21 protein-coding genes and 1 pseudogene are annotated in these 16617 nt (G+C 33.6%); 15 read left to right on the forward strand and 7 right to left on the reverse strand.

Annotation, left to right across the window (positions count from 1 at the left end; translation table 11 throughout):
* Nucleotides 1–91: 91 nt before the first annotated feature.
* A complete protein-coding gene (locus FHY60_RS17110) occupies nt 92–1270 on the reverse strand; it encodes an MFS transporter (RefSeq protein WP_139906149.1) in 1179 nt (392 codons plus the stop codon).
* Between the two features lie 163 nt (nt 1271–1433).
* Between FHY60_RS17110 and FHY60_RS17115 the strand changes: the two genes are divergently transcribed.
* Nucleotides 1434–2015 (forward strand): HDIG domain-containing metalloprotein, encoded by a 582-nt coding sequence (locus FHY60_RS17115; RefSeq protein ID WP_139906150.1) that lies wholly within the window; start codon nt 1434–1436, stop codon nt 2013–2015.
* Nucleotides 2016–2126: 111 nt separating this feature from the next.
* Here the strand turns inward: FHY60_RS17115 and FHY60_RS17120 are convergent, their stop codons facing one another.
* From FHY60_RS17120 to FHY60_RS17135, 5 genes and pseudogenes are all read right to left on the reverse strand, one after another.
* A complete protein-coding gene (locus tag FHY60_RS17120) occupies nt 2127–2561 on the reverse strand; it encodes a CPBP family intramembrane glutamic endopeptidase (protein ID WP_139906151.1) in 435 nt (144 codons plus the stop codon).
* Nucleotides 2562–2629: 68 nt separating this feature from the next.
* Entirely contained in the window at nt 2630–2821 is a 192-nt protein-coding gene (locus FHY60_RS18095; RefSeq protein WP_180375436.1) for a hypothetical protein, read from the reverse strand.
* Between the two features lie 8 nt (nt 2822–2829).
* Entirely contained in the window at nt 2830–3012 is a 183-nt protein-coding gene (locus tag FHY60_RS17125) for a hypothetical protein (protein ID WP_139906152.1), read from the reverse strand.
* Complete coding sequence (locus FHY60_RS17130; RefSeq protein WP_139906153.1) at nt 2997–3242, reverse strand: hypothetical protein; 246 nt, start codon at nt 3240–3242, stop codon at nt 2997–2999. Before FHY60_RS17130 ends, FHY60_RS17125 begins: the two co-directional genes overlap by 16 nt.
* Nucleotides 3232–4515: pseudogene (locus FHY60_RS17135) on the reverse strand (peptidase domain-containing ABC transporter); the annotation flags it as partial. The pseudogene FHY60_RS17135 and the gene FHY60_RS17130, both read right to left, overlap by 11 nt.
* Before the next feature lie 324 nt (nt 4516–4839).
* On the opposite strand from FHY60_RS17135, the gene FHY60_RS17140 reads away from it, so the two are divergent.
* The 5 genes from FHY60_RS17140 (at nt 4840) to FHY60_RS17165 (ending at nt 7209) form a co-directional block, all read left to right on the forward strand.
* Nucleotides 4840–5253 carry an AraC family transcriptional regulator gene (locus FHY60_RS17140; RefSeq protein WP_180375438.1) on the forward strand — a complete coding sequence of 138 codons (414 nt, stop codon included), beginning with the start codon at nt 4840–4842 and terminating at the stop codon, nt 5251–5253.
* A 240-nt stretch (nt 5254–5493) separates the two neighbouring features.
* A complete protein-coding gene (locus FHY60_RS17145) occupies nt 5494–5730 on the forward strand; it encodes a Blp family class II bacteriocin (RefSeq protein WP_139906156.1) in 237 nt (78 codons plus the stop codon).
* A 36-nt stretch (nt 5731–5766) separates the two neighbouring features.
* A complete protein-coding gene (locus FHY60_RS17150; RefSeq protein ID WP_139906157.1) occupies nt 5767–5991 on the forward strand; it encodes a hypothetical protein in 225 nt (74 codons plus the stop codon).
* 97 nt (nt 5992–6088) lie between these two features.
* Entirely contained in the window at nt 6089–6550 is a 462-nt protein-coding gene (locus FHY60_RS17155; RefSeq protein ID WP_139906158.1) for a hypothetical protein, read from the forward strand.
* Nucleotides 6551–6936: 386 nt separating this feature from the next.
* Nucleotides 6937–7209, forward strand: coding sequence for a hypothetical protein (locus tag FHY60_RS17165; protein WP_139906159.1), 273 nt, complete (start codon nt 6937–6939; stop codon nt 7207–7209).
* Between the two features lie 224 nt (nt 7210–7433).
* On the opposite strand, the gene FHY60_RS17170 is transcribed toward FHY60_RS17165, so the two are convergent.
* Nucleotides 7434–8744 carry a transposase gene (locus tag FHY60_RS17170; RefSeq protein ID WP_139906160.1) on the reverse strand — a complete coding sequence of 437 codons (1311 nt, stop codon included), beginning with the start codon at nt 8742–8744 and terminating at the stop codon, nt 7434–7436.
* 181 nt (nt 8745–8925) lie between these two features.
* On the opposite strand from FHY60_RS17170, the gene FHY60_RS17175 reads away from it, so the two are divergent.
* From FHY60_RS17175 to FHY60_RS17215, 9 genes are all read left to right on the forward strand, one after another.
* A complete protein-coding gene (locus FHY60_RS17175) occupies nt 8926–9711 on the forward strand; it encodes a M48 family metalloprotease (protein ID WP_139906161.1) in 786 nt (261 codons plus the stop codon).
* 106 nt (nt 9712–9817) lie between these two features.
* Nucleotides 9818–10084 carry a hypothetical protein gene (locus FHY60_RS17180; RefSeq protein ID WP_139906162.1) on the forward strand — a complete coding sequence of 89 codons (267 nt, stop codon included), beginning with the start codon at nt 9818–9820 and terminating at the stop codon, nt 10082–10084.
* Between the two features lie 19 nt (nt 10085–10103).
* The gene (locus tag FHY60_RS17185; RefSeq protein ID WP_139906163.1) at nt 10104–10409 is read left to right on the forward strand and encodes a Blp family class II bacteriocin; all 306 of its coding nucleotides are present in this window, start codon (nt 10104–10106) and stop codon (nt 10407–10409) included.
* Between the two features lie 156 nt (nt 10410–10565).
* Nucleotides 10566–10853 (forward strand): hypothetical protein, encoded by a 288-nt coding sequence (locus FHY60_RS17190; RefSeq protein ID WP_139906164.1) that lies wholly within the window; start codon nt 10566–10568, stop codon nt 10851–10853.
* A 373-nt stretch (nt 10854–11226) separates the two neighbouring features.
* Nucleotides 11227–11448, forward strand: coding sequence for a hypothetical protein (locus tag FHY60_RS17195; RefSeq protein WP_139906165.1), 222 nt, complete (start codon nt 11227–11229; stop codon nt 11446–11448).
* A gap of 97 nt (nt 11449–11545) precedes the next feature.
* The gene (locus FHY60_RS17200; RefSeq protein ID WP_243122176.1) at nt 11546–12475 is read left to right on the forward strand and encodes a CPBP family intramembrane glutamic endopeptidase; all 930 of its coding nucleotides are present in this window, start codon (nt 11546–11548) and stop codon (nt 12473–12475) included.
* Between the two features lie 65 nt (nt 12476–12540).
* Nucleotides 12541–13230, forward strand: a complete 690-nt coding sequence (locus FHY60_RS17205; protein ID WP_139906166.1) for a superoxide dismutase — start codon at nt 12541–12543, stop codon at nt 13228–13230.
* A 149-nt stretch (nt 13231–13379) separates the two neighbouring features.
* Nucleotides 13380–15314, forward strand: a complete 1935-nt coding sequence (locus FHY60_RS17210) for a U32 family peptidase (protein WP_139906167.1) — start codon at nt 13380–13382, stop codon at nt 15312–15314.
* Between the two features lie 17 nt (nt 15315–15331).
* Nucleotides 15332–16615 (forward strand): aspartate aminotransferase family protein, encoded by a 1284-nt coding sequence (locus tag FHY60_RS17215; RefSeq protein WP_180375439.1) that lies wholly within the window; start codon nt 15332–15334, stop codon nt 16613–16615.
* Nucleotides 16616–16617: the final 2 nt, after the last annotated feature.

The following is a 16617-nucleotide window of genomic DNA, read 5'->3' on the forward strand; positions in this document are numbered from 1 at the left end:
AAAGTGTGCAGCACTTTCTTTTATTGAGTAATGAATAATAAGTGATTAATGATTAATGTCCGTGTTCTCCGTGAATTCCGTGTTTTAATTTTTATTCTCCGCCAAGCACCTTCTTTAACTTAGCCAAGTAGAATGCCGCCAAAACCGGCGCTGCTCCTATGAAAATCAAGTAGTACCTGAATATATTCGCTTTTTTGAACATATTCAGTAAAATAAGTAAAACAATAGCACTGAGGACTCTTCCTGAGTTTAATACCAAATCCTTATTTATCATATATTCAATCCTCATATCCTCATCATGAGCTCTGTTTATTACATTAAAGGTTGAAGAAGAAAGCTGTATAAGAAAGAAGGGTAAAAAGAAAGCATCCATTACAGTGTATAAGAATATGGTGCTGTAATTTACATTGATAATCACTCCCCAAATGGCAACAAAGGAGGCTATTGCTCCAAGATATACTGAGGCTCTTCTTCTAGGGGGCTTCACAATCTTCTGAACCAATACATAAGCCCCCGAAGATATTAAGGCAGCCAGCAGGGTTAGCTTTCCCAAGGTCAATTCACTGCCGGTAGTCTGAATGATTAAAATATTTATTGTAAATCCAATTATTACATCCCTAAACCCCCATAAGAATGTAGCCTTTCTTATGCTCTGCCATTCCTCACAATTTTTACCTATAGCTTTTGATAAGTTCAGCTTTGTTCCATAGTTTTGGCATCTAAGCAGAAGGCTGATTCCCAGCAGTATAACAAACAAGGTTAAAGTTATAATAAATACCACCCTATATCCGGTAACACCCTTCATACTGCTTATTATAAAACCTGAGGTTATGGGCGCTATAGCACCTGCTATACCGGAACAGCTTCCGTTATAGCCGTTATAAGTATCTCTGTTGTTTGTAGATGTAAAATCAAAGCTCAAGGTATTATAAGCTAACCAATAAAAGCCGGAAGCTATTCCAAAAAGTATTCCTAAAGGATAGGCATAATAAATACAGCAATCTCCGATAAGCAATATCAGCCCAAAGAAAATACCAAATAGCATAAGTCCTATTCTCAGGGACCATATACCGTTCTTTTTCTTAGATAACCACCCAGCAGCAACAAAAGCTAAGGGAGTTACTAAATAATGCATTAAATTATAAAGGACTATCAGCATAAAGCTATTAGATTGTCTCCAGAAAAATACATTGACGAATATTCCCGACAGGCCCATGGCCAGGGTAAAAAGTGTACTTACTACAATTAGTATCTTCGCTTCTTTGCTCATAGTTCCCTCCTCCAAAGCCATATTATCAACTATCATGTCTCTTTATTATTTGCAGTGGATTTATACATATATTCAGAATTGATATTAGAAAAACTTGACAATTAAAAGTCAAATTACTAATATTTATAATAAAATTAACTTTTTGTATGAGAGGAAGATGCACATGTCTACGATAGTACCTACCAGAGAGCAAGCCTTTGAGCTTTTAAAAGAATTTAATAAGAGTGACAGCCTAATTAAGCACGCCTTGTCTGTAGAAGCAGTAATGCGCCACTTTGCAAGGCTTTATAATGAAGATGAGGAAAAGTGGGGTATAATTGGTTTAGTTCACGATATAGACTATGAAATGTATCCTGAACAGCACTGTGTAAAGGCCCGGGAAATATTAGAGCAGGCTAATTGGCCGGAAGAGTATATACGGGCGGTTCAAAGTCATGGCTACGGAATTTGCATTGATGTAGAGCCGGTAACCAATTTAGAAAAGGTTCTTTTCACTATTGATGAGTTAACAGGCCTTATAGCTGCTACCTGCTTTTTAAGGCCGAGCAAGAGCATCTTGGACCTTGAGGTTAAATCTGTAAAGAAGAAATGGAAACAAAAGAGCTTTGCTGCCGGGGTTAACAGAGAAGTGATTGAGCAAGGCGCTGAACGCTTGGGTATGGAGCTTGATAAGGTTATTGATGAGACCATTAAGGGAATGCAAAAGTGTGCTGAGAAATTGGACTTAAAGGGAATCTATAATTGAATTATATAATTATGAAGGCTTCCGGGTTAAACTGTCCCTGAAGCCTTTATATATCAAGAAATTAATTCAATTAAAGTTTGTCATCTTATAGGGAATAACTAAGTGTATTTCTTAAATACTGGAACCTTCAACTATAGTCTGCTTTTCATAATTCCTATATTTTGATCTTTTATACATCAAATATGTGATTACTGCAGTTAATAGTCCACCTATTATGAGGTACCCAACAATAAATGATTCGGTATAGTATATTATTACTGGAACAACCATCGTACCTAAAAAATTGTAGGTTATTTGAAATGTAATGGCGGACCATATGGATCTTGTCCATATGTACACAAGTGACAATAAAACACCCATTATAAATGTATATATTTCTTGTAGTATATTTCCATGAAATAAGGCAAATATCAATGAAGAAATTATTATAGAGGCTGCGGTATTAATCCTATTTCGTAGCTCATTTAATATTATTCCTCTGAAGAATATTTCTTCAAATATAGGAATAAGTATACCAGTCAGGAGAATACCAACAACATTATCCATTGATGTTATAAGTGTTTCACTGACCTGCTGATAGCTTGGAAATATGTTAATGACAAGGTTTATTAAACTTACAGAGAAAAAGTTAGCTGTAGAGTATTCCTTTGAATAGCTGCATTTATTTCATTGCTATCACCCAGATACTTGATTCCAAGATATATCCCCATTAGGGCACCTGCAAAAATACTGCTTCCAAGATATAAAATAAATACCTTAACACACTCCACACCGTTGAAAAAAACTTTTTCATAAAGCGCCTCCATATAAACCTTTATTGCAATTGTATCCCCTCTTCTACAAGTTCCATTATGGTGATAGCATTAAGCTTGTCTACTATAGCAGTATCTACATCAAGAAGTTCCTTTAGAACAGAATACCTTTGACTCAACTTTTCCAATAAGCTTATTTGTCCTGCATTATACTGCTCGTCAATTGCAGTCAGTTGCCTATCCAAAATCCCCTTCTTTCCTTCATCGAATTATAGTTATTTAGGCTGTCTCTAAATGAGTTATACTGCTGTTCTACATATAAGCTAAGCTGCTTATCAAGAGTATCTTTATTTAAAAGCAACTTTGAAAGTTCCGTATTTACGGCTATAAAGGATGAATCAGCCTCTCCTACATAGCTCTTTATAGTATTTGCTAAGACTGACTGTAAGGCTATATTAGCATTGGTTTCTGCCAATTGCATCACCGAGGGTTATCTCACCCTTTAGGGTTAAGTAAGCACCAATCCATAAAATCGTTATAGAAAAAATAGATTTTACTGTACTCTTGAGAGTTCCTTGAATATTACTGATAAAACTAAACTTAAATATAGTTCTTACAAGCTTTATATACCTTTTTTCTGTTTCAAGATTGACTTTTCTCTCACCATTAAAGGCTTTTACAGTTTCTACGCCCTTGAGCGACTCTACAAGATAGGAAGTAAGCTTAGCGTTATCCTCCATCGTTGCCCTATTAGAGTTTTCAATTGATTTTCGAAAGGCAAATAGAAGAATTACGTATAACACTATAGGTATTATAGTGACAGAAAACAAGGTTTTATTCTGACTATATAGTACCGCACCACCAACAATAGCCATAAGGCTATCAATCATCAATGTCAATGTAGCAGATGAAATTGCATCCCTGATCTTACCGGCATCATTAAATCGGGATACAATTTCGCCGATTTGCCTTGTACCAAAAAAATTCATAGGAAGATTAACCACATGCTCATAATAGCCAAGTAGTAATGGTATATCTATATTTTGGGAAAGATATACAAGCAAATGAGCCCTAAAAAACTCCGTTAATATCTTGAATAGATTTAACAAAACCATTCCAATGGAAATTACAATAAGAGTTTTTCTTAAATTATTGGGTACAATGTCGTCCATAATAGCTTTAAAGTAAAATGAACCTATAATTCCTAGAACTGTAATTAGTACAGATGCAAAAAATATGTTGATTAAAAGTCCTTTCTGAGGTCTCATAAGACCAGAAAATCTCTGAAAAAGCCCCTTTGTTTCGTCTCCCTTTTCAAATTTAGCACTGGGAACCATTAATATAAGAACTCCAGTCCAAATTTTGAAGAAATCCTCCGGTGTATATTTATTCATCCCTCTCCCTGGGTCTGCCACTAATATTTCAATCCTTGATACTTTATGTATAACTACATAGTGTAGTAATGATCCATCAATAATAACATGAGCAATAGCTGGCAAGGGGAACTCACTAAAAATATCCTCAGGCTTAGAAGCCTTTACTCCCTTTGCTGTGAAGCCTAGTTCTTCTGCAGCTTTAACAACACCATAGGCGCTGGTCCCCATCTTATCGGTCCCGGCAATTTCTCTAATCTTTGATATCGGGATCTTTAATCCATGTTGTTTTGATATTGTAGCCAAGCAAGCGCAACCACAATCTTTTACGTCATGTTGCTTTATACAAACATATCTTTTAAATAGGTTTATCATAAACTCCTCCTTCTTATGTATAACTACAAAATTATAATAAATTACTATATTAAATATATTTTTTATTATATTGAACTTATTTGTTGTAGTTTTACGAAACAAATTATGATATTGTCTTTTTTATAAATTTATTTTACATTATTTACAAATAAAAATAAAGATGGTAATATATAGATATTAACAAACAATTATATTATTTTGTTGTTTTTATTTTAAATTTACATTTTTGACTCCATTAATTACTTTATCATGCAAAGGAGATAGTAAAATGATATTAGAAAAGCAAGAATTAAGCCTTGAAAATGTAATTTCTCTTAGAAAAAAATGACTCAACAAGAAATGGCTTTGGAGATGAAGAAATTAGGTGAATATGTAAAAGAAAAAGGAGCTGAAAAGAATGGCCCAGTAATTACAGCCACCTTTGGAGTTAAAAAAAATGGCTTTGACCAAGTTTTTGATATGGAAATTCTTGTGCCTTTGAACAAGGAAATTGATTCTGAAAATGAGTACAAGCTCAAAAAGAAATTCTATTTGACCAATGCTTTAAAAATAACTCACGTTGGAAATCCTATGATGTTGCAAAATACATATAATGATTTAAACAGATACATACAAGAAAAATCTGTACAACCTATAACTGCAGCTTATAATGTTACAGTTAAAGAAGTAACAGATACTTCTAAAATGGATGAGGTTGTCGTCGATATTTATATTGGAATAAATCCTAATATTATTTAATTCTTTAATATTACTACGTCTATAAACCAAGATAAGCCATATCATAGTAAAGGTTCAATACTTGTTAGTGCTAAAAGAAGGCTATCTTGATTTATAATATATGTATAAAATTGTAATTAACATACATAGTTTATTTTATGTTTGTCGCGGAATATAAAATATACTCTGTATACTTCTTGGCGCGAGATGAAGTGATGTTAATTCAATTTGTTGAATTTATTATTAAGGAGGAAATGTTTTATGGAATTAGCTTATACTTCAAACTTTACTGAATTAACATGTGATGAAACAATGTTAATAGATGGTGGAATCAATTGGGATTCCGTTGGAGAATATATCGCAACAGCTGGAGGTAGTGCTATTGGAGGTGCTATTGGAGGTGCTAAAAAAGGTGCTATCTTCGGTCCAAAAGGGGCAGCTGTTGGTGCGGTAGTTGGTGGATTAGTAGGTTTAGTTCTATATACTTTATGGGATTAATAAACTGAACTTTAAATAAGAAACAGGAGGTATCTTATGCTATTTCAGAATTTAGAATATAACGAATTGGTTAATGTTAATGGCGGAGGTTTAGGTTTAGGAATAATAGGATTTCTATATGGCGGAATTGTTGGTATGGGTAGTGTTGTTGTAGGTAGTGCTGTTAATGGTACCCCCATCACCGGCAATAGCTTATGGAAGGGATATGTGGCTGGTGCACTTGGTGGTGGAGGTATCGGAGCTGCCCTCGGTCCATTTTAGATAATAGCTTCGTAATGAAAACACCTTACCTAAAAACAATATACTCTGCTCTATATACATATTATTAAACTAAGTAATTTTCATGGAGGTTGATTTCTTGAAAGCATTTATAAGATATTTTTTAATAATTTTTGTACCTATGTTTTTAATTTGCTTTGTCTTGCTTTTAATCGATACAATACAAAACGATATGATGATGGATAAAGGAATTTTAGCAGCAATGGCTTTCATACTACTAACATTCCCTACAGGAATGGCTTTTTTTGCTTCTGTAGCTTACGGAAAAATAGTTACAGTAGAATATGATAAACTTGATGAAAAAAAGCAATCACAGATTATCGAGAAAATAGATTTATTCGCAATGAATGAAGTTTGTAAAACTGTAAAAGTTTTAGTTAATCATAGTGATTCTGTAGAAACTATTTATTATGATAAAAACCCAATACGTAGGTGGATGAAATATCCTTTAAAGATTGTTATAAAAAGTGATAAGTTAAGCGTTATAGGTTCTATAGATACAATGAAGAAGTTTAACATGTATATTAATAAGAAACATTAATACATTGTTACTAACTTTGGTCTATGTCCTTCACAAAAATCTTAGTGATTGCGACTTTTATGAAATCATATTAATGATATTCTGGGCTGTGAGAATCCTCAAAAGCCCACTGCTTAAGAGGAATGTGCTTTGCAATAAATAAAACTAATTGAGAGATTATTCTCAATAGATATTGATTATACCAGAGTAAATAAGTTATAATTGAAGTCAAGACAATGACACCCTTTCATGTGTTTTTGGTTGTTAGCACTTCAATTATAACATGAAATTGGGGGTCATTGTTTTTTTATTCAAAAAAACTCTGTAACCCTTGATATATAAAGAAAAGTTTTAATACGTAGTGTAAAAAAATTTACACTAACAATAATTAATTGGAGGTTTTAAAAATGGAATTAACTTCAAACTTATCTCTTACCGATCTCAATTATTCAGAAATGGAGGCTTTAAATGGTGGTGCTTGGTATACTGCCGTATTAACATTTGCAGGTGGTATTGCTACAACCGTGGGAGCCGCTTCCTTAATTGGCGGTGCTTCAGTTAGTTCTATGGCTGTAGGAGCTCTAGCAGCTTGTGGTCCAGTTGGCTGGGCAATTATAGGTATAGGAGCAGTTGGCGGTGTAGCTACAGGATTGGCTACAGTTGATGCTTATCGTAAATAGTATTCAAATAGAGAAGCTATATTATAGCTTCTCTATTAATATTTAATATTAGATATGAGCATAATTAAATAAAAAATAGAACAACAAAAGTTAAATTATTACAATTTTTACTAAGCGTAGCCTAACTATCTAAAATGGAACTTAAATTGAAATGAGAGAAACAAAAAAAGGGTAGACTATCCCCTTGGTGAAATGGATGCTTAAAAATTTTGATATAACTTAGTTTAAGCTGTTCTTTTTAATCCCGATAGGGATTTGTATTTATCAACACAACCAGATTTTATAGCAGCAATTGCAATAGTTAAAAGGCAAATATGTCCCATTGTATTTAAATTAGTAACAGAGTTAATATTTCTAACATAAGCTTGCTCGGTATTTAGATTCTTCCACCTAGAATTGTATCTTTCAGACTCAGTTCTAAGGCTGTATATTTTTTTAAAAAATATAGAATCACGATTTATAGAGGATCTATAGTCAGTTCCGATGCTTATGTATTTTACACAACCTCTGTTCTTCTTACCATTAAAGAATTTTTCGTGTTTACATGGACATAAAGAATCATCTTTAGAAGTCCTAAACGGACAGCAAAACTTTTGTTTAATATATGAATCAAAATATTGTTTGCCATCTTTATGCATTGCTAATCCGGCATCGCATATTACATTGCCTGTTGATGTTAAGTTTTTAGGTTTTGACCCACGTTTATTTAATGCAATGAAGGCATGGCCTTTAAGGGTATTACGAATAAAATCATGATTTTGCTTTGAGTCATAACCTTTATCAGCAATAATATAACTACCTTTTAGTGGAAACCACTCATTGGTATCAGAAAGTATTTCTGTAAAGTTAGAAATTTCATTAACATCAGCGGTTGTAGTAAATTCAGCAATTGGGAGACCGGAGATAGCATCACAAATAACATGATTTTTATATCCCCAGTAAAATTCACATTTTTTCTTTGAATTATTGGGTTTATCTTCGAAAACTTGAACATTCATAGAGTTATTAGCAGTATGAACACCTAATTTACAATCTTTATCAGAAGAAGGATGATTATTTTTAGAAAATTTGTTATTTGCGAAGCATTTAGGATTATTAAATTTAGTATTAGCCTTAACAGGAGTGGCATCAACTGATATAAAGTTGTTGTCAATAAAACCAAGTTCTTTAAGAATATTAACTTGGTGTTTCATGACTTCTTTAAGATAAGAATTAGATAAATTTTTTATAAATCTCTGAAAAACCGAGTATGAAGGTAAAGGTTTAAAAATATTGAAACCGCAAAGCTGAGCAATTATTAGATTATTTTCTAGAAAATCTTTAAGGTCAGTAATTTGGGCAAATTTTTCACATTTCATGACAATGAAAGCTCTAAAAAGAGCATGACGTGAAAACCCAGTAGGACCATATTTTGAAGGTACCCTATCGGGTAATGAAGATAAATCAAGATTATCGAAGATTTTTGTATAAAAATTGATAAGCTTTTGAGAAGTAAAAAGTTCAATTATGTTAAAGATTTCTTGACGTTGGTACATAGAGATTTCCTCCTTATTGTTTTTATATTATGTGTGGTTATATAGTATAATTCGACAAAAAGTGAGGAAATCCTATGACATATATTTGAGTGATAAAAAAAAATTAGCCCTTACGGGCTAGTAATATCAAGGCATTAGAATTATGCTCAAGGCTATTTAATATTGATATTGAGGTGGTACAATGAAAATTAAAAATAAAACTTTCTTTTTACTAATGTTCTTATTCAGCATTGTTTTTACATTTACTTTTACAATATATTATATAACTTCCCTATCAGCTAATAATGTCTCTATACTCTATTTAACTGTTTCTTATCTTTTACTCATAATATTCGTTTGTATAACAATGGAAGTATCACTTAGACTTACGGTTCTTACCAACAAAAATATATTCAAATTAGATTTAGATAGATACCCTACCATTATAAACTCACTTAAATTAGTTGAAAATGATGTTAAAATTTATATAGTAGGTAATTCTAAATCTAGTTTTTCAAATATCTCCATTAAAGGATTTATTACTCCACATATATTTATTTCAAAAATATTATTTGATAATCTTCATGAGTCTGAGCTTAATGCACTTATACTACATGAACTTGGCCATATAAAATATAATCACATATTGAAAAGAGGTTTGTTTCTATACTTAATTGGAGTATTACCAATTATAGAAAAGTTTTTTTACATTTACTCTCTTTCACTGGATAAATATATTAGCCCAATACTTGCAGTAACATGTATACTTGCATTTATACTATCCTTTACCTTCATGCGAAAGCAGGAAGTACAAGCAGATCTCTTTGCAGCATTAAATTGTGGAGATATAAATATATATATTTTTTCTTTAGAAAAATTCTTTAAATTACAAGGAAGACATAGTAATAATTCATTTATTTCTAGCATATTCTCTTTGCATCCACGAGACGAAATAAGATTAGCACTATTAAAAAGAAGTATTCATTAAGTTAGTTGCCTGTATATATCGATTTAGATAAATAAATTACATGTTCTTTATATTTCAAATCAAAATGAAAGGAAAATAGGAGCTAGTACTTGGTATTTAGTGTAAAATGGACTATACCTTAGATTTAAACATTAATTTTATTGAATTATCTACAAGTGAATACTTTGATACATTTGGTGGAATTAATTGGTGGAGCGTTGCTAAAAGCGCTGTCATTGGTGCAGGTATTGGTGCTGTCTCTATGGGGATAGCTGGATCTGGATGTGGTACTGTTGTACTTCCTATCGTTGGAACAGTAACAGTTGGAGCAGTATGTGCAGTTGGCGGAGCTATTGGTGGAGCTACTAAATCAATTATTGGTCAAATATGGTGATAGGGGGGGGTTACATAAAATGAATACTTTAGATATGACATATGGAAACTTTATGATATTAGACAATTCTGAACTCATGGCAGTTGATGGAGGATGGGACTTTGGAGCAGTTCTCAAGGCAACCGCTTTGGGAGCTATCGGCGGAGCTGTTGGTGGTTTTGTTAAAGGTGCTATTCCCGGTGCAATTATAGGCTTTTCAATCGGAGGTCCTGCTGGAGCTCTAGCAGGAGCAGCAAGTATGGGTGGAAGCTATGCTGTTAGTGGCGCTATTGCTGGTGCTGTTGGCGGTTATGTAGTTGGCTCTGCTACACAGTACTTAAAATAAAGTTTTTTTATACATTAATAAGGACAACCTAGATTCTTCTATGGTTGTTCTTATGATATTTATGATATTTATGATGTTTGTTCTCTATCCTTCTTAAAGAAATAAGTCCAATCAGATCCATTGTTAATTATATAACTTTTTATAAGGAGACTTTCTATGATTACTAAGAATACTAAATTTCCATACATTGATAACACTATAGTACCTCTTACTTTAACAATTTGTTCTTTTATTAATGATATTTCCTTTTTTAGAATCGTCATATGGGCTATTGGTTACTCTAGCGTTATTTCACTATTAGAAATTGGTAGAAGAAAGGATTTGGTTATCTTGAAAAGAACACAAAGACGCATATTTATTGGAATTGGTGCTACAATTACTTGTTGCTCACTTATAAATGAAATTAGTTTATTAGGGCTGATTTTGTTTTGCACAGGCTTTTAATGGACTATTTTTTCAATTGAAAATAAAGAATAGTGATTTTTGTATATTTTGATTAATTTAAATACTCAATCTATATAAAATTATAATAATGGCTTAATAAAGCAAATTATATGTTAGTTAGGTGTAATGAATTTTTCTCTACGCACTAAGATAAAAACAGATATATTAGAGTCTTCCAATAGCTCGTCTTAATAATAACCTAATAATAGTAACTAATCTCCAAAAACCATACATATACTAATTAGGAATACTTCACTTTTATAGTATCTCATGTAATATTGTTAACTTTTTGCAAAACGAGATGAGAGGGGTTAAATAACATGCAAGAACAATTATCACCGAAAAACAACATAACGGTAAAGCTTTAGCTTCCATGATACTTGGAATAATAAGCTTAATAACTTGGCTTATTCCACTCTTTGGATTGCCAACTAGCATAATTGGTCTTATCCTTGGAATAATAGGCCGAAAATCAGAAAGTAAAGGAAAAGCTACTGCTGGAATAATAATGAGTAGCATAGCACTTGTATTAACTATTGTAAACGCTGCTTTAGGAGCATATTTAGTTGCTTCCGGTAAATTACCTGTAAGTTAATAATACCTTTTAGAAATAGGAGCAAGTACTAATACACATGCTTCTATTTTTTATCATTACTATTAGGAAAATTCCTACACCACTGGAGGTTTATATAATGAAAAGTATTTTTATAAACAAAAATTCTCAAACACGCTCAGGTTGGAAAATCACTTCCGTTTTTGCTTCTTTCTTTTTTGCTGTAAATATGATTACTTTCTTAATATTTTTTCTTTATTCAAACTATCAAGTAGCTTTTAAAAGAGTTCCCCAGAATGAATTAACAACCTTAGTTAACAATCTAACCAACTCAATATCTGATATTAGTACTACATTGGGATTAACCATCAATGTACTTCAGTGCTTATTTTTAATATTCTTTGTTGTACTGTTCTGGAAGATATATGATAAGAAACCAATAAGGGACATTGGCATGATTAGCTTAAAAAAGGGCTACAAGGATTTAATTATAGGACTAGCTTTTGGTGCTATTTCTCTTTTGATAGTTTTTTTCATACTACTTGCAACTAAATGTATTACCCTTACAACGCCTTTAAATAAACCTAATTTCAATATTTCTTTATTAACAGGTCTTATTCTCTTCATTTTTGTTGGTATAAATGAAGAAATGTTTGCCCGAGGCTATTGCATGACTGTTCTTAAACAAACCGGTAATAAGTATGTAGTTGTCATTGTCTCTTCACTTATATTTTCTGCAATGCATTCCTTAAATCCTGGTATGAGTCTTTTTAGCTACATAAATCTATTTTTATTTGGTTTACTTACAGCTTACATGACTTTGAAATCTCAAAATCTTTGGTTAGCAATTGGATATCATATAACCTGGAACTACTTCCAAGGTAATATATGCGGCTTTCTTGTTAGTGGACAAACCACTTCATCTATGTACAGTTTAGAAATTGGAAGTAACAGTCTTATTAATGGTGGACAGTTTGGACCAGAGGGCGGTATTATTGTTACCTTTATTATTTTGTTAAATTTTCTTTATCTATGGAAGGTATATAAACCATCATATAAAGTTTATTAGAATAAAATCACCCTTCTTTCGGAATAACTATATAAGTACATCAAAACCCGAAAGGAGAATGCAAAATGAAAAAATTATCAAAACTATTATTAACTCTACTAATGACCGCAGCAGTTGCTGTCCCCTTTCCTGTAAAGGCTGCAGAAGCGGATGGGCCCTTTAAGCTGCCGGACTTACCTTACAGCTATGATGCCCTTGAGCCCTACATAGACACTCAAACCATGAAGCTTCATCACGACGGTCACCATGCCGCCTACGTAGCAAAGCTAAATGAAGCTGTAAACAAATATCCGGAACTCAAGACAAAAACTGTTGAAGAACTGTTAATGAACTTAGACAAATTACCTCAAGATATAAGAGAAGCTGTCAGAAACAATGGCGGTGGGCACTATAATCACTCCTTGTTCTGGAACTTTATGGGCAAGAACAAGGCTAAAGCACCAACCGGTAAGCTAAGGTCAGATATAGATAAAACCTTCGGCTCCTTTGAGGATTTCAAAAAAGCCTTTAAGGAAGCCGCTCTTAACCGCTTTGGCAGTGGCTGGGCTTGGCTTATAAAGGATAAGGATGGAGCCTTAAAGATAGTTTCAACCCCAAATCAAGACAGTCCTATAATGGAAGGCATTACACCTATTCTTGGTCTTGACGTTTGGGAACATGCTTATTATTTAAAGTATCAAAATAAACGCGGTGACTACATCGATGCTTGGTGGAATGTAGTTAACTGGGATGACATATCTAAAAATTATAAGTAGCAGAAACTGCTGGCAAAGTCTTTTTGTCAGCAGTTTTTATTTGCTTATTGGTAAAGTTATTATATTTAATTATGACATTGTTTGTGTTAATATTCATTTATAGACCTGGTTGTTAAACTTCAAGCAATGGAATAAAAAAGGAGGACCCAATGGCAAGATTTTTTAATGGTAAAAAAATAGAGTTACTTGCTCCGGCAGGTACTATGGAGACTTTTAGAAGTATGGTAAAAGCAAACTGCGACGCAATCTACTTCGGCGGCAAATCATTGAATATGAGAATGATGAGAAAAGGCTATAACTTTTCCAATGAAGAGATACTAGAAGCTGTAAAAATGGCTCATGATGTTGATAAAAAAGTTTATATCACCGTTAATAATATGTTAAATGAGACTGAGCTTGATGAAGCCACCGAATACCTTCACTTTTTAAATGATTCTGGAGCTAACGGTATTATAGTTCAAGATTTAGCAATTCTTAAGATTTGCAGGGAACAAAATTTAAATAACCTGGAGCTTCATTCTTCTGTAATGATGAATGTACATAATATAGAGTCTGTGAAAAAACTTAAGGAACTTGGAGTATCAAGAGTAGTATTATCCAGAGAAATGGATTTAAAGACTGCAAAGTATCTTCAAAGTCAAACAAACATTGAAACTGAGTACTTTACTCATGGAGATATGTGTGTTGTAAATGGAGCCAACTGCTATTACAGTTCAATTGTTTTAGGTAACAGCTCAAACCGGGGAAGATGCTTTAAGCCCTGCAGATGGCCCTATCTGATTAAGAAGGACGGCTTAGTTTATCCAACAAAGTATCCTATGGCAGCTAAGGATATGTATATGTATGAGCATATTCCCGAATTGATTGAAGCAAATATAACTTCCTTTAAAATTGAAGGCCGAATGAGAGATACAGATTTCATCGTAAACCTTGTGAATATTTATGGACAAGCCATTGATAGATATATTGAAAATCCATTGAGCTTTGATAGAAGAAAGCAGGCCAATGACCTGTTTGAAAGCCGCAAACGTGACTTTACTACTGCCTATGCCTTTTCAAAGCCTGGATTGAATTTTATAAATACCCGTTATGAAGGTACAGGAAAGTTCTATTCCACCGGAAAGATGTTTTCCACCCCCACAGAGGAGCCTGCCATAACTGATAGTATTATAAATCAAATTCAAACTGAACTGAGTAATTATTCAAGTAAAACACCTTCAAAGCACAAATTATCAGTAAAAGTTAATAATTATAGACAGGCTAAACTTTGCATAGAACAAGGCGTAAACCGTATTTACTTGCCATGTGAGGTTTTTGCTCCCGATGACTTTATAACTGCTGATCAGCTGCAGGATTTGGTAAACGCCAAGGGCAATACAGAAATATATCTTGATCTGCCTCAAATGATGAATGAGTTACAGTTTGATATAATCGACCATTATCTAGGAAAATATGGACATCTATATGATGGTTTATTAGTTTCAAACCTAGGTGCCATAAAAAAGTATGGCAAGAAGTATAATTTGATAGGAAACTACAATTTAAATATATATAACCATAAAGCTCTAGACCTGTATAAAGAGCTAGGTTTGAGTGAAGCAACGGTATCCATAGAGATAAAAGGCCACGAACTGCCAAAGTTTATAGCCGCAGCAGGAACTCCTTTGGAAATGATCGCACACGGCCCTTTAAAAGTTATGTATTTAGACCATAACCTATATGAAAACACTACAGCCTTGAAGCCTATTGAAAGCAGCGACAATGAATATGTAGATAATAGCATCCTGGTACTAATGACCAACAAGGGTGAAAATCCGGTTTACATAGATCAATATGAAAAAAATCATCTATTTACCGCCAAAGAATTTTGTCTGTTGCCAATTTTAGATGCTTTGAATTTTGACACTCCACTAAACTTACGCATTGAAGGACAAACCTATACCCTGGAAGAATTAAAATCCGTAATAGAGGTTTATAAATCCGCTTTGGAAGACAAGTCCAGATGTAAGGACTTATTTAAGAATATGACATCCTCTAGAGCAGGCTTTACTTTAGGCGCCCTATCTTTTAAAGCTTTATTGTAAAGGAGTTGAATTGTATTATGAATTATATGGGTCCTGAGAACATACTTGAAAAAAGGAGAGAATACTTCTTCCCTGCTACCTCATGTTTTTATAAGAACCCACCACAAATTGTTATGGGCTCAATGCAATATCTCTATGACCACAATAATAAGAAATATGTTGATTTCTATGGGGGTGTGTCAGTAATCAACTGCGGCCACGCAAATCCGGATATTGTTCAACATACCATTGAGCAGTTGAGCAAACTTCAGCACACCACTACCCTTTATTTGACCCAGCCCATGGTGGACCTTGCAGAAAAACTTGCAGAAATACTACCGGGGGATATCAAGAGGACATTTTTCTGCGTAACCGGTTCAGAAGCAAACGAAGGAGCTATGGCCTTGGCCAGAATGCATACCAAAAGAGAAGGCTTTATTGCCTTAAATGGCGGCTTACATGGTAGAACCCATTTAACCTTAAGTGTTACAGGTATACCAATGTGGAGATTAGACGATAATCTTATAAAGGAAAATATTTTTTTCATTGATAGGCCCTACTCTCCAGAAATGGGCTATGAGGAAGCAATGGAAAAGTCTCTTCAGCAGTTAAAGGCAGTTTTAGAAGAGCACAGCCGTAACATAGCTGCAATGATTCTGGAGCCCATTCAAGGTAACGGTGGAATCATCATGTATCCTTTAAATTATATAAAAGAGGTAAAAGCCCTTTTAGAGCAATATAATGTCTTGTTAATAGTGGATGAGGTCCAGACCGGATACGGAAGAACCGGCAAAATGTTCTGTATAGACCATTATGGAGTTGTACCGGATATTATAGTTACAGCTAAAGCCTTGGGAAACGGCATTCCGATTTCTACCTTCTCCACTACCGATGAAATTGCAAAATCCTTCAACAGGCCTTCCGCCTCTACTTTTGGTGGTAATCCTGTTGCTGCCCAAACTGCACTGAGCGTACTTAAATATATAGAAGAAAATAATTTGGTTGAAAGGGCTGAAAGCCTCGGAAAGTACTTGAAAGAAAAATTACAGCAGTTGTCATCACCCTTTATACAGGAAATACGGGGTACTGGCCTAATGGTAGGAATGCAGCTGCAGTCTGACCTTAAAGGTATGAACTCTGCAGAGCTCACCGACTACATTTTGGAGGAAATGAAAAACTTAGGATTCCTTATTGGTAAAAACGGCTTAAACAGAGATGTCCTCGCCTTCCAGCCTCCTCTTGTCATCAATATGGAGGATATTGACGCCATGGTTGAAGCCCTAGACAAAGTTCTAAAAAATATTCTTACGGAGGAAGAGTGATT

Origin of the sequence: Clostridium thermarum (assembly GCF_006351925.1) — a bacterium.
GTDB classification, from domain to species: Bacteria; Bacillota; Clostridia; order Clostridiales; family Clostridiaceae; genus Clostridium_AU; species Clostridium_AU thermarum.

Bases quoted from the DNA above. Each gene is read 5' to 3' on its own strand.
- FHY60_RS17110 (WP_139906149.1), bottom strand. From the start codon at position 1,270: ATGAGCAAAGAAGCGAAGATACTAATTGTAGTAAGTACACTTTTTACC.
- FHY60_RS17115 (WP_139906150.1), top strand. From the start codon at position 1,434: ATGTCTACGATAGTACCTACCAGAGAGCAAGCCTTTGAGCTTTTAAAA.
- FHY60_RS17120 (WP_139906151.1), bottom strand. From the start codon at position 2,561: ATGGATAATGTTGTTGGTATTCTCCTGACTGGTATACTTATTCCTATA.
- FHY60_RS18095 (WP_180375436.1), bottom strand. From the start codon at position 2,821: ATGGAGGCGCTTTATGAAAAAGTTTTTTTCAACGGTGTGGAGTGTGTT.
- FHY60_RS17140 (WP_180375438.1), top strand. From the start codon at position 4,840: ATGACTCAACAAGAAATGGCTTTGGAGATGAAGAAATTAGGTGAATAT.
- FHY60_RS17145 (WP_139906156.1), top strand. From the start codon at position 5,494: ATGGAATTAGCTTATACTTCAAACTTTACTGAATTAACATGTGATGAA.
- FHY60_RS17150 (WP_139906157.1), top strand. From the start codon at position 5,767: ATGCTATTTCAGAATTTAGAATATAACGAATTGGTTAATGTTAATGGC.
- FHY60_RS17165 (WP_139906159.1), top strand. From the start codon at position 6,937: ATGGAATTAACTTCAAACTTATCTCTTACCGATCTCAATTATTCAGAA.
- FHY60_RS17170 (WP_139906160.1), bottom strand. From the start codon at position 8,744: ATGTACCAACGTCAAGAAATCTTTAACATAATTGAACTTTTTACTTCT.
- FHY60_RS17175 (WP_139906161.1), top strand. From the start codon at position 8,926: ATGAAAATTAAAAATAAAACTTTCTTTTTACTAATGTTCTTATTCAGC.
- FHY60_RS17180 (WP_139906162.1), top strand. From the start codon at position 9,818: ATGGACTATACCTTAGATTTAAACATTAATTTTATTGAATTATCTACA.
- FHY60_RS17185 (WP_139906163.1), top strand. From the start codon at position 10,104: ATGAATACTTTAGATATGACATATGGAAACTTTATGATATTAGACAAT.
- FHY60_RS17190 (WP_139906164.1), top strand. From the start codon at position 10,566: ATGATTACTAAGAATACTAAATTTCCATACATTGATAACACTATAGTA.
- FHY60_RS17195 (WP_139906165.1), top strand. From the start codon at position 11,227: ATGATACTTGGAATAATAAGCTTAATAACTTGGCTTATTCCACTCTTT.
- FHY60_RS17200 (WP_243122176.1), top strand. From the start codon at position 11,546: ATGAAAAGTATTTTTATAAACAAAAATTCTCAAACACGCTCAGGTTGG.
- FHY60_RS17205 (WP_139906166.1), top strand. From the start codon at position 12,541: ATGAAAAAATTATCAAAACTATTATTAACTCTACTAATGACCGCAGCA.
- FHY60_RS17210 (WP_139906167.1), top strand. From the start codon at position 13,380: ATGGCAAGATTTTTTAATGGTAAAAAAATAGAGTTACTTGCTCCGGCA.
- FHY60_RS17215 (WP_180375439.1), top strand. From the start codon at position 15,332: ATGAATTATATGGGTCCTGAGAACATACTTGAAAAAAGGAGAGAATAC.